We start from the raw sequence: 13656 nt of genomic DNA, 5'->3' as shown, positions 1-13656 counted from the left end.
TAATAGGTAATAGTTAAATTCGTATTTACTCCTTCGATCTGAGTCGTACTTACCGTAAAGTCAAAATCCGTAAAGCCGTCCTGCGCTCCTTGATCACAAAGTGTATAATCTGCAGGGGCATTATAAGTTGGTAGCGGGTTTACCGTAATATCAAACTGAGCCTCTGTAATACAACCTGTCGTTAAATTCTCAACAGCTATGTATATCGTTTGAGTATTTGCTGTCGCATTATCATAAGCGGTTTCTGTAGCAATCACATTTGCATTAGCTAAATCTGTAGCGTTTGCATAATACGTTACATCAAAGTTTGCCGGACTAGGCTCATTTGATAAGATCGTTGCTTCATTATCCGTTAAGTTAAAAGTTGCGATACCATCTGTATCATCATCACAAACTTCTAAGGTCGGTAATGGATTTGGTACGTTGGCTCCTTCATTTACTTGTAAATCTACAGTAGTCGTATTGTAACATCCTGCTCCAGCATTATCTTCTACACGAATGTAAATCGTAGCCGTTGGAGAGGTATATAAGTTAGGCAAAGCAGGTGTTCCTGCATCTGCATCATTTTGAGTGGCGTGGTAAGTGATCGTAACATTTGGATCGTTATTTACCGTGGTATCTAAAGTAGATAAATCAAATTGTTCTTGACTGTCTCCATTGGTATCGCACAACTCATAAGTAACAGGCATGGTAGCCGTTGGTATAGCGATGACTTCTAATAATAAAGGCTCTACCGCATAACAATTAGTTGTAGTATCTTCTATACGTACATAGACGGTTTGATTATCAACGGTGGTATTTGTATAAGGGATTCCTAACTGATCTCCTACTAATCCTCCATCTGCTTCCGCTGAAGTTTCATAATAGGTAATGGTCAAATTCGTATTTATTCCTTCGATCTGAGTCGTACTTACCGTAAAGTCAAAATCCGTAAAGCCATCTTCTAATCCATCTTCATCACATAAGCTGTAATCTGAAGGTACGTTGTACGTAGGTAATGGAAGGATGACAAGATCAAAACTGAAATCGGTAATACAACCATCGGTATTTTCCACTCTAACATAGATAGTTTGTGAATTAGGAGTAGTATTGTCATAAGCAGTACTTCCTACTATTTCTATACCATTGGCACGATCATTTGCGCTTTCGTGGTAAGTAACAGTATAATCTCCAGGGTTAGGCTCATTAGAAAGAATTAAAGTTTCATTATCTGTTAGATTGAAGGTTTCTATTCCATCAGTATCATCATCACATATTTCGATATTAGGGATAGGCATGGGGATATTAGGGGCCTCTCCTACAGTTATAGATACAGGTACAATTTCAAAACAATTACCAATCAAATCACTTTCCATACGAACGTAAATCGTTTGTTGAAATGGTGTAGTATTTGTATAATTTGTAGGAGAAGCTATTGTATTAGCATTTCCAGCTATAGCATCATTTTGATCTTCATACCAAAAAATAGTCACATCTTGTTGTCCATTAAGTATTACAGAATGTTGAGTGGTTAAATCGAAAGTTGCAGTTCCGTTTGTTGTCCCGTGCTGACAGTCAAAAAATTCAATAGGAACTACAGGAGGAATAGGTTGCACTCCTATTTCTACATACACCTGATCGGTAGATTCACAGCCTGCTCCTAAATCAACTCCTAACTGATAAGTTCCTGTTTCCGTTACCGTGTAGGTTGGATTGGTCTCCCCTGGCAAAGGAATAAAATCTCCGACACTAGCATCGTATTCATACCATTGATAAGTTGCAAGAGCACTTGTACTAGTATACCCTATATCTATTGATTCATCATCACAATCTACTCCTCCATTAGCGAAAGTTAAATCTGGTCCTAAATCAAATCCAATAAAAAAACTACCCTCTTCGATAAAAACAGCCGCATCATAAGCAGAGTCATTTTTATCTTGAATTACCATTTTCATCTTATAATTAGTCAATGGGACTACTGTAGCAATTGCTTGCATTTTAACTGTATGGCCTTTTAAATTTACAGGCGCCGAATTCCCAGGTAAACCACCAGTGGCTCCATAGAACTTATCAAAATATGCAACATTAGCAGAAGGACAAGACAAATTGTATTGAATGTCTCTAACGGTTTCTACTGAAACGATATCACCTGATACTGGTACTGTAGCCATATTAATAACATTACCATTAGGATCTTCTAAAAAAAATGCGAAAGGATCTCCAAAGCCACATTGAAATGAACCATATTCATTAGAAGAAAAAACGTAATTAAAACTTACTTGGTCGCTCAATGGGAAAAATTCAAATTCTATGAGTGTTGCGTCAAAGTAACTAGCGCTACCTGCTTGTGCTATAGCATAAGCCGTTAATTGAGGATCAGAATTCCATCCTCCTCCTCCAAAACTAACATTTCCTAAGGGCCCCTCTGCATCTTCTGCGTGACCTGTAGCTAAAATTATACCTGACTTTAACGGAAAAGCTGAATTATAATTCTTAAAGTAAGCTATTCCATTTGCCGATGTAGATGATCCTGATTGAGGGTTAATACCTGTATATCCGTTAATATTTTTTGTAAAAGCACAAGGATTATCAATTAAAACATCCGTTACTAGTTGAGTAGTATTATATGTGGTATCATCTACAGAAATATATGTACATTGACTTGTTGATAATTGATTAACAGTGATCGCTAGCAATGCACTTTCACAATTCACTCCATAAGATTGTGAGACATAATAAGTAATTCCATTTACTAAAGGTGAACTTGAAGGGTCATTAATTACAATAGTCCCTGCTGCATCAGAATACCAAATTAAATTATTACCTTCAACCTCTAGCTCACTCAACATCATTCCAGGACAAAAATCTTGTGTTATATCTGCAATTGGGGGAGTTATAATTGCAGCTTCTACAGGTATTAGCTCACTTTCACACCCCCCTATAGTTTGACTTACATAATAAATTGTACCATCGACTAAAACTGTAGTCGTTGGGTTAGTTATGACTGTTGTTCCTGCGGCATCGGAGTACCAAGTTAGGTTTTGCCCACCAACAATAAAATCATTTAAAGTTTCCCCTGCACAAAATACCTGCTCGCTTTCTGCTACAGGAGAGACAGGATCTCTTTCTACAGTTATAGCAATTGCATCACTTAAGCAAGTTCCTACTTGATCTCTCACATAATATGTTGTACCATCAACTAATAATGTAGTAGGAGGTATAACAATTGTAGCACTTGTATTAGAATACCAAATGAGGTTAGTTCCATTTATATTTAAATCTGCCAAGGTTTCTCCCCCACAAAAAGTTTGTAATGAGGCTCCAATGGGAGCTGGAGGTGTTTTATTGGCTGTCACAGCGAAAAAGCTACTTTCACAACCATCTATTGTTTGCGTGGCATAATATGTATTTTGATCCTGCAATTGATAATTGGTAAGAGGTGGAATTGCTGGATATAAAGTTCCTCCAAAATTATAATACCAAGTAATATTATTTCCTACTGCAATTAAATCTAACAACGTATCACCATCACAAAAATCTTGAATAGCATTCCCAGTGGGAGGAGTAGGGGTGTCGCAAGTAATATTCAAATTATAGGTTGTACTTTGACTACCTTGAACAGCATCTGAAGTGATGACAATATAATAATCTTGATTTTGAGTAAGAAGTAATGAATTTACATCAATGTTATTGGTATTTGCTCCATTTACAAAACCGTCTATACAAGTTAAACCTATATCAGTACAATTTTGATAGATAAATAGCCCAGCGTATTGAGAGTTAATATTAGACAAACTTATATTTACAACCTTATCTTGAACTAAATTAAGATTATACACCACTTCATTACCTGTAAAAGCTGTTGGAGATGTTGTATTACATCCAGTAGCCCCTGCTAATCCTACTATATTATTTCCAAAGTTTACCGTATCATCAGCATCCATATAAGGAATGCTAGTCACAGATATTGGATTTGAACAATCAAACCCTTGAGCATTGATAAATAAAGAAAAATTCATAATACATATGAAACAGAAAAAGTATTTTTTTAACATATTAAAAATCTAAAATGGGTTAAATTAATTCAAGTTAAGCGTTTAAAAGTAATCATTATTCTTAAAAACACCTCTCTATCTATATAACAATTACCTAAAGAGAATTCCTATCTGAAAAATAAATTACCTTCTATGTTGATTATATCTTTATCACAATTATTTATAAAGCCTTTGAGTTATAAAAAATCTAAAATACTTATCTTTGCATCTTTAAATTGCTGTAGGAGACTTAAATCATGAAAATAGACAACATATTGGACAATATAGAAGAGTTTGGAGATAACCATATTGCATCAAGCACAGAAAATCCTATCAGGAAAGATGCATTTGACATCTCTGATGAGGAGAAAATTGGTTTAATTGAAAAAGATGTCAATCGCATTTTAGAGACTTTAGGAATGGACCTTACAGATGATAGTCTTAAAGGTACTCCTAAACGTGTTGCTAAAATGTTTGTTCAAGAAATTTTTGGCGGCTTAAATCCAAAGCGTAAACCAAAAGCTTCAGTATTTGAAAATAAATACAAATACGGAGAGATGTTAGTAGAAAAAAACATTACCGTTTACTCTACTTGCGAACACCATTTATTACCTATCGTTGGAAGAGCTCATGTAGCTTATATTTCTAATGGAACTGTTGTAGGTCTCTCTAAAATGAATCGTATTGTCGACTTTTTCGCCAAACGCCCTCAAGTACAAGAACGTATGACCATGCAAATCGTTAATGAATTGCAAGAAGTTTTAGGAACAAAAGATGTTGCTTGTGTAATTGATGCAAAACACCTTTGCGTAAACAGTAGAGGAATACGTGATATAGAAAGCAGTACTGTAACAAGTGAATTTGGAGGAAAATTTAAAGAACCTGCTACCAAAAGAGAGTTTTTAGATTACATTAATATGGATACTGATTTTTAACAACTTAAAAATCTAAAATCAACGATTACCCTTATGGCTTTATACCAAGAACAAGAATTAAAAATATACAATTCTCTTAAAGGCGAAAAAGAAGTTTTTCAATCTATTACCGATGGATACGTAGGCATGTACGTTTGCGGGCCAACGGTATATAGCAATGTTCATTTAGGAAACTGTAGAACTTTTATTTCTTTCGATTTGGTTTTTAGGTATTTAAAGCACTTAGGATACAAAGTACGCTATGTGCGAAATATAACCGATGCTGGTCACCTAGAGAATGATGCCGAAACAGGCGAAGATCGTATCGCTAAAAAAGCGCGACTTGAAGAAATTGAACCTATGGAAGTGGTTCAAAAATATACCGTAGATTTTCATAACACGCTTCAAAAGTTCAATAATTTACCACCCAGTATTGAGCCTACCGCTACAGGACATATTGTTGAGCAAATTGAAATCATCAAAGATATTATAGACAAAGGCTTAGCTTACGAAGCCAATGGCTCTGTTTATTTTGATGTTTTAAAATATAATGAATCTAACGAATACGGTATCCTTAGCGGAAGAAAACTAGAAGATATGATCGCCAATACTAGAGAATTGGCTGCTCAATCTGACAAGAAAAACCCGCAAGATTTTGCCCTTTGGAAAAAAGCCGAACCGCAACACATTATGCGTTGGCCCTCCCCATGGAGTATTGGTTTCCCAGGTTGGCATTTAGAATGTACCGTAATGAGCACCAAATATCTTGGAGAAGAATTTGATATTCATGGCGGCGGAATGGATTTAAAATTCCCTCACCACGAATGTGAAATCGCTCAAGGAAAAGCAGCTACAGGAAAAGACCCTGTAAATTATTGGATGCACGCCAATATGCTTACCCTTAACGGGAAAAAAATGGCAAAAAGCACTGGTAACAATATTCTACCTGAAGATTTGTTCACTGGGAACAACGATGTACTTTCCAAATCATACAGTCCTTCTGTGGCTCGCTTCTTTATGTTGCAAGCAAACTATAGGAGTATATTGGACTTTTCTGATGAAGCTTTAACTGCTGCAGAAAAAGGCTTTCAACGATTGATGGATGCAATTGCGATTATCCCACAATTAAAAAACCATGCTGGTTCTAGTTTCGACGTAAAGCAATGGAGAGAAGAGTGCTATAAGGCAATGAATGACGACTTTAACAGCCCTATTTTAATTGCAAAATTATTTGATGCTGTAAAACAAATCAATTCTATTGCTGCAGAAAAAGGTACAATCACTAAAGAAGATCAAGAGTTACTTAGTAAAACTATGCACGAATTTTCTTTTGATGTTTTAGGTTTAGTTCCTACCAATTCAAATAATAATGTAAACGATAATAACACAACACGCCTCGAAAATTTGGTAGAGTTACTTATCGAGTTAAGAAATAAAGCTAGGACGAATAGAGATTTTGCTTTGAGCGACCAAATTAGAGATGAATTAGCAAAACTAAACATTGAGCTTAAAGATAGTCGTGGAGGGACTTCGTTTAGCTTATAAATTAGTTTTATGGACTTTCAAAAGATTTTAATTGCTCCTTTTTTAGCTCTTATTAAAATCTATCAGAGTCTTATTTCACCACTTACCCCAGCTTCTTGTAGGTTTCAACCCACTTGTTCCGCGTATGCGAAAGAAGCTTTTATTACTCACGGAGTTTTTAAAGGCTTCATTCTTTCGGTAAAGAGAATTAGCAAATGTCATCCTTGGGGAAGCTCTGGTTATGACCCAGTTCCACCAAAGAGAAAATAAACATAAAACTTATTGAAATTCCGTGTAAACGAATTCATATTTTTATCTTTACTGCTTCAATTTTAAACTATACTTCATGTTAGCAAGTGCCATTGTTTGGGATCCCTCTAAAGGAATCGATTTAGGTTTTTTTATGATTCGCTATTACAGCCTTATGTATTTAGTCGCCTTTACTTTAGGCTGGTACTTAATGAAAAATATCTTGGAGCGCGAGCGTATGGGACAAAAAGAGCTAGACGCCATCTTTATGTATACGGTAATTGCTGTATTGGCTGGAGCAAGATTAGGTCATGTGATATTTTATCAACCCGAACTTTTTGTTGAAGACCCGCTTTCTATTATTTTACCAGCGAGATTTGTTCCTGAGTTTGAGTTTACTGGATTTCAAGGTTTAGCGAGTCACGGTGCTGCAATTGGAGTTATTTTAGCTATGTATTTTTATTCCAAAAAAGTAGTAAAAAAGCCTATTTTATGGACATTAGACCGCGTTGTGATACCTGTAGCAAGTGGAGGAGTTTTTATTAGAATTGGAAACTTTATAAACTCTGAAATAATAGGAAAACCTACAAATTCAGATTACGGAGTTATTTTTGCTCAATTAGGAGAAGACTTTGCTCGCCATCCTGCACAACTATATGAAGCGGGTTGCTACGTTATTGTTTTTATCATTCTTATGTTCTTATACTGGAAAACGAATAAAAGAGAAAAGCTTGGCTTTATCTTTGGAGTCTTTTTAGTACTACTTTGGTCGGTTAGATTCTTTGTAGAGTTCTTAAAGGAAGCACAGGTAGAAAATAGAGCCACTTGGGCTTTAAATACTGGTCAGTGGCTAAGTATCCCTTTTATTATTATAGGACTATACTTAATTTTTAGAAAACCAAAAACTACTTCAGCTACAGCTTAATTACTATGAAAAAATTAATAAAAAAAATATCGCTCGTAGGCGGAATTATATTAACACTTACTGCTTGTAAAGAAGAGAGAAAAGATAAAGTTATCACCACACCAGAAATCACCTTCCAAAAAGACGGAGAGCTTTATTTTATCAGTGCAGAAAAAGATACATTAAAACACTTAGAAATTGAAACTGCAGTAAGTTCATACGAGCAGCAAACAGGATTGATGTACCGGAAGCAAATGCAAGAAAATCGAGGCATGCTATTCATTTATGACAATGAAACACCGCGACCAAATTTCTATATGAAGAATACCTACATTCCTCTAGATTTGATTTATATTAATTCAAATAATACAGTGGTAGATATTAATAGAGAGGCAAAGCCTTTAGATGAATCTCCTATTCCTTCACAAGCGCCAGCAAAGTATGTTTTAGAGATTAACGGAAGCAAAGCACAAGAATGGAATATTAGTAAAGGAGATTCGATTATTCTTCATTTGGATTAAACCCTTTTTCTAGGTTTTAATAGAGATTGAATTAATTAGATTTTGAGAGTATTCAAGCGAAAAGGTTTTATGCAGTATATTCATTTGAAAAAACCTGTTAAGATTAAATCAGTTGTATAATCACAAGCCTTAATTAGATATGGGGTTGAAAAACAGCGTCAGTTTGGAGTTTTTAATCGAGTTTCAAATCACCACTAACCACAAGAACTAATAGATCAAAACTTAGTAAATAAAAAAGAGCCTTCTCGACTTGAGAAGGCTCTTTTTTATTTATTAAGATGTAAGGAATTAAATTACTTCTTCTCCCTCTTCTGTTTCTTCTTCTTTTTTAGCTAATAAGTCTTCACTCTTATTTTTAGCTGTGTCATACATAATTGGCGTTGCAATAAATAATGAAGAATACGTACCTACGATTACACCAATAATAAGCGCAAACATAAACCCTCTAATGCTATCACCTCCGAATATAAAGATTGCTAACAACACAATTAAAGTAGTTAAAGAGGTATTAATAGTTCTACTTATAGTACTATTTAATGCCGCATTAATGGTTCTACTAAATGGCCAGGTTTTATGCTCATTGAAGTATTCTCTAATTCTATCAAATACAACCACCGTATCATTCAATGAATATCCTACTACGGTAAGAATAGCTGCTATAAAAGCCTGATCAATTTCCATGCTGAATGGCATGATATTTCTACAAAGAGAGAATACACCAAGTATAATTAATACATCATGGAAAACTGCAGCTACAGCACCTAAACTAAATTGCCATCTTCTAAATCTAAATAAGATATATAGGAACACCACAAGTAAAGAACCTATAACCGCAAAATAAGAAGCACTCTTTATATCATCTGCAATAGTAGGACCTACTTTCATAGATGACATTACTCCCACAGTACTTTCCTCGCCATTAGATACATTAAACTGCTCATAAGTTAAACCTTTTGGTAAATCTTGCTGAAGAGTTTCATATAGTTTTCTAGAAATCTCATTATCTACTTCTGTACCTTCCTCGTCTACTTTATATTTTGTAGTAATCTTTAACTGATTATTAGAACCAAAAGTTTTTGCTTCTGCACTACCAAAGGTTTCAATTAATCTACCTTCAACTTGAGTAGCATTCACACTTTGATCAAATCTTACCGTGTAAGTTCTTCCTCCTACAAAGTCAACTCCTTGGTTAAGACCATTTACAAATAATGAACCTAAACTTACCACAATAGCAACTGCTGAAATGATATAAGCTAATTTTCTTTTTGCAATAAATTTTATTCCTACATTTTGGAATAGATTTTTAGTTGCAGCTGTAGAGAACGCTAAAGATTTACCGTTTTTACCATAACCATCTATAAATAGACGAGTAATGAAAATTGCTGTAAATAAAGACGTACAAATACCTATTAACAAAGTTGTCGCAAAACCTTTAATAGGTCCTGTTCCAAAAATCAATAAGATAATACCCGTTAAACCTGTGGTGATGTTAGCATCTAAAATTGAAGATAACGCATTTCTAAATCCGTCTTTAATGGCATCTATTTGAGCTTTTCCTTTTGCTAACTCTTCTCTAATTCTTTCAAATATAAGTACGTTCGCATCTACCGACATACCAATAGTTAAAACAATACCTGCAATACCAGGAAGTGTTAGTACAGCTCCTAACCCTGCTAAAACCCCGAAAATAAATAAAATGTTTACTGCTAATGCAACATCTGCGAAAGCACCAGCTTTACCGTAATAGAATACCATCCAAACCAATACAAAGCCTAGAGCTATAATAAAAGATAAAATACCGCTATCAATAGCTTCTTGACCCAAAGATGGCCCTACTACTTCACTTTGTACTATATCTGCTGAAGCTGGTAATTTACCTGCTCTTAATACGTTTGCTAAATCTTGTCCTTCAACTACTGAAAAATCTCCTGTAATTTCACTTCTTCCACCTGAAATTGGTCCTGTAGAAATTCCTGGAGCAGAATATACGATATCATCTAAAACAATGGCAATTTGAGATCGCTCATTAAATGCTTTAGTAGTCATTTCTTCCCACTTCTTAGCACCTTTACCGTTCATTTCCATTGACACTGCAATTCCCCCGTACTGATCGTAAGTTTGTGTTGCATTTGTAATCACACTTCCGCTAAGATCAGGTTCGTTTGCTTTGTTTGCTTTTAAAGCATATAAGTCGATTAACTCATCCTCTTCAGCAGATTTACCCCAAACAAACTTAGCATAACGTTGTTCTGCAGGCAATAAAGATCTTACTTGAGACATTCTTAAATACTTACCTACTAAAGCAGTATCTTTCACTGAAAAAGTTGCAATTACTGGTCCTTGTCCTCCACCTGCTTTGATAAGTCCGATAAGTGGATTATTTTGTGTAGCATCTGCAGCATCTTCTTCCTCCTCTGCATTTGCTAATAAATCTTCAATATCTGCATCTTGAGAAACTTTTGTAGAATCTGTAGCTGTAGAATCTACCTCTTTTTCAGTTTCTGTTTCTGGCTTTAAAATTTCTTTTAATCTGCTATCAGCTTGACTGATAAAAGGCGCTAATTCTTGCCCTTTAAATACGTGCCAAAACTCTAATTGAGCAGTACTTTGTAATAAACCTTTAACACGCTCAATATCTTTTGCCCCTGGCAATTCAACTAAAATTCTTCCAGAATTCCCTAAACGCTGAATGTTAGGCTGTGTAACCCCAAATTTATCGATACGTTTTCTTAAAACCTCAAAAGCAGAAGTAATACTCTCATCTATTCTCTTACGTACGATTGGCTTAACCTGAGAGTTATCCATCTCATAAGTAATATCATCACTTAAGTTTTTATTTGCAAAAATATCTGGAGAAGCTAAACGCGCATCTGGAGTTTCTTCAAATGCTTGAAAAAACAAGTCTACGTAATCATCTTGGCTATCTTTTTGTAACTCATCTGCCCTTGATAAAGCTTTCATAAAAGCAGGATCTTTTGAGTTGTTAGTTAACTCGCTCAAAATATCTCTTACAGATATTTGTAAGATAACATTGATACCTCCTTTTAAATCTAAACCTTTATTAAGCTCTTTGTCTTTTGCAGTGTTGTAAGTGATTCCTGCAATAATATTATTATTACCAATTGAATCTAAGTACCTAGTCTCTTCAATTTCTCTAAGAGCCGAGTAATCTTTTACTTCACTACTTATTTTTTGAGCTGCAAAAGCTTCCGCATCATCTTCTGCATTGTTAGCGATAAAAGTAAACGACAATTGATAAATACTTACCAATCCGAATAAAATTGCGAAGAGCTTTATGATTCCCTTATTCTGCATTATTACTTAAATTATTAATTAATCTTATTTTAAAAACGGACAAATATAGGGTTTCAAAAAAGAAATGGCAATAGTTTTTTTAAGATAAATTTCACAAAAAAAGCCTGTTAAGATAGAAATCTCAACAGGCTTGTAAATTATTTGTAATATTTAAGTGCTTATAGCTCTAATAAACCATTCGTTTTCTTCACTCCTTCTGCACTTTCTTTCAATTTATTCATTTCTGCTTCATCAAGCTTAATCTCTACAATTTTCTCAATTCCACCTTTCCCTAATACTACAGGAACTCCAATACATAAATCATTTAAACCATATTCTCCATCAAGTAAAGTAGAACAAGGGAAAATTTTCTTTTGGTCGCAAGCAATAGCCTGAACCAAACCAGATACCGCTGCTCCTGGTGCGTACCACGCACTTGTACCTAACATTTTAGTTAAGGTAGCTCCACCTACTTTAGTATCTTCAGAAACTTGATTTAACCTATCTTCTGAGATAAATTCAGAAACCAATACGCTATTTCTTGTTGCTAATCTAGTTAATGGCACCATACCTTTATCACTATGACCACCAATCACCATTCCATCCACATCAGATATTGGCGCTTCTAAAGCTTCCGCTAAACGGTACTTAAAACGTGCGCTATCTAAAGCCCCCCCCATACCAATAATTCTGTTCTTAGGAAGACCAGTTGTTTTGTGCACCAAGTAAGTCATAGTATCCATAGGATTACTTACTACAATAATGGTTACATCTGGAGAATGCTTTATAATATTTGAAGAAACTTCTTTTACGATTCCTGCATTTATCCCGATTAACTCTTCACGAGTCATTCCTGGCTTACGCGGAATTCCACTAGTAATTACAGCGATATCACTTCCTGCAGTTTTTGAATAATCGTTTGTACTTCCAGTAATTTTGGTATCAAATCCGTTTAAAGAAGCGGTTTGCATTAAATCCATTGCTTTACCTTCAGCATAATCTTCTTTAATATCCAACAATACTACTTCTGAAGCAAAGTTTTTAATTGCGATATACTCTGCACAACTTGCTCCTACGGCTCCTGCGCCTACAACTGTAATTTTCATTATATGATAAGTTTTAAGTGATTAATTTTAAAGTCGCTAAAATACGAAAAGCTTTTACTTTTTTATAATAATGTAAGGTTAAATGACCTCTAAAGTTTAATCAAATTCATCATTTTTATTAGATTCCAAAATTAAGTCCGACGCTAACAGCATCAAATTCCTGAAAGCTATATGAAGCGCTTAAACCTGCAAAGCCAACTTTTAAATTAAATCCTAACGTAGCTGAAAAACCATCTATACTGTTTTCTATCCCTATTGGATTTTTTACAGTTTGCCCCTCAAGCTCTCCTTCAAGAAGAATAAAAGTTCCGTCAAGATTACTTTTTGCATTCCCTGTCATATAGTTAAGTCCTCCATAAAAATTAATAACTGGTAAATTTGTAGAAACGATTCCTGAAAAATTAAGAGTATTTAAACTCGTGTTTACATTTGCTCCATTTCCTTGAACAAGCATTTGATCCAAATCATATTTTGCATCAAAATGAGTATAGCCTATTAAGCCAGAAATAGCAACAGGAAGAACTTTATCTGCTGGAGCTAAACTGGTGAATTCGTATTGTATCCCAGCGCCATACAAGTTTGTAGTAACATCATCGTATTCAATTTCTGGGGCAAATCTAGCTTTAAACTCAAACCCTTTAAATAAGCCTATAGATCCCTGTACGAAAGCTGCTGGCACAGCATTTAAAGACTGGTTAACTGCTCCTTGCGGAAGCATAATTTTAGCTGTCCCCACACTACCATCTGGAGTTGTATAGTCTATTAACACATTAATTTCGGGCTCGTTAATACCAAATACAGTCGCTACTTGCATTTCATTTTGTCCAGAGGAAAACCTAATGTTATTATAGTCGCTTGTTTTTAATAAAAAACTTTTTTTATCATCATCTACGAAAGCAGCATTACCTATAACTGAAATCTCAAAACCTAAGAATTTTTTCGCTTTCGCGGAATTATACCAGCCCGCATTCACTGCATAAAGCGCACCTCTCGCACCTGGTTTAAAATAAGAAGTCATAAAACGCTCGGTATCTTCTACTCCCGCAGTTAACAGCTCTTGTATACTATTTTGTGCAGACAACTGACTTCCAGCTAGAATACACATTATTAAAAAGATTTTTTTCATATTAT

General features: G+C 34.8%; 9 protein-coding genes. 5 read left to right on the top strand and 4 right to left on the bottom strand.

Going from position 1 to position 13656, the window contains the following annotated elements:
• The coding region (locus FT986_RS14945) for a choice-of-anchor L domain-containing protein (RefSeq protein WP_147865739.1) at positions 1–3998 on the bottom strand (3998 nt) is incomplete at its 3' end.
• A 272-nt stretch (positions 3999–4270) separates the two neighbouring features.
• Between FT986_RS14945 and folE the strand changes: the two genes are divergently transcribed.
• The 5 genes from folE to FT986_RS14920 all read left to right on the top strand — a co-directional run bounded on the left by folE (position 4271) and on the right by FT986_RS14920 (position 8125).
• Entirely contained in the window at positions 4271–4948 is a 678-nt protein-coding gene (gene folE / locus FT986_RS14940; RefSeq protein ID WP_111541831.1) for a GTP cyclohydrolase I FolE, read from the top strand.
• 33 nt (positions 4949–4981) lie between these two features.
• The gene (cysS, locus tag FT986_RS14935; protein WP_147865738.1) at positions 4982–6472 is read left to right on the top strand and encodes a cysteine--tRNA ligase; all 1491 of its coding nucleotides are present in this window, start codon (positions 4982–4984) and stop codon (positions 6470–6472) included.
• Between the two features lie 9 nt (positions 6473–6481).
• Complete coding sequence (gene yidD, locus FT986_RS14930) at positions 6482–6721, top strand: membrane protein insertion efficiency factor YidD (protein ID WP_147865737.1); 240 nt, start codon at positions 6482–6484, stop codon at positions 6719–6721.
• Positions 6722–6797: 76 nt separating this feature from the next.
• The gene (gene lgt, locus FT986_RS14925; RefSeq protein WP_147865736.1) at positions 6798–7625 is read left to right on the top strand and encodes a prolipoprotein diacylglyceryl transferase; all 828 of its coding nucleotides are present in this window, start codon (positions 6798–6800) and stop codon (positions 7623–7625) included.
• 5 nt (positions 7626–7630) lie between these two features.
• Positions 7631–8125: a DUF192 domain-containing protein gene (locus FT986_RS14920; RefSeq protein ID WP_147865735.1), complete on the top strand. Its 495-nt coding sequence runs from the start codon at positions 7631–7633 to the stop codon at positions 8123–8125.
• Positions 8126–8413: 288 nt separating this feature from the next.
• On the opposite strand, the gene secDF is transcribed toward FT986_RS14920, so the two are convergent.
• The 3 genes from secDF to FT986_RS14905 all read right to left on the bottom strand — a co-directional run bounded on the left by secDF (position 8414) and on the right by FT986_RS14905 (position 13651).
• Complete coding sequence (gene secDF, locus FT986_RS14915; protein WP_147865734.1) at positions 8414–11440, bottom strand: protein translocase subunit SecDF; 3027 nt, start codon at positions 11438–11440, stop codon at positions 8414–8416.
• 158 nt (positions 11441–11598) lie between these two features.
• Complete coding sequence (gene mdh / locus FT986_RS14910) at positions 11599–12525, bottom strand: malate dehydrogenase (RefSeq protein ID WP_147865733.1); 927 nt, start codon at positions 12523–12525, stop codon at positions 11599–11601.
• Between the two features lie 118 nt (positions 12526–12643).
• Positions 12644–13651, bottom strand: coding sequence for a DUF6588 family protein (locus FT986_RS14905; RefSeq protein WP_147865732.1), 1008 nt, complete (start codon positions 13649–13651; stop codon positions 12644–12646).
• Positions 13652–13656 lie beyond the last annotated feature (5 nt).

This window comes from Mesonia sp. K4-1 (assembly GCF_008017825.1).
GTDB lineage: Bacteria > Bacteroidota > Bacteroidia > Flavobacteriales > Flavobacteriaceae > Mesonia.
This window is presented reverse-complemented; position numbering and strand designations above follow the sequence as displayed.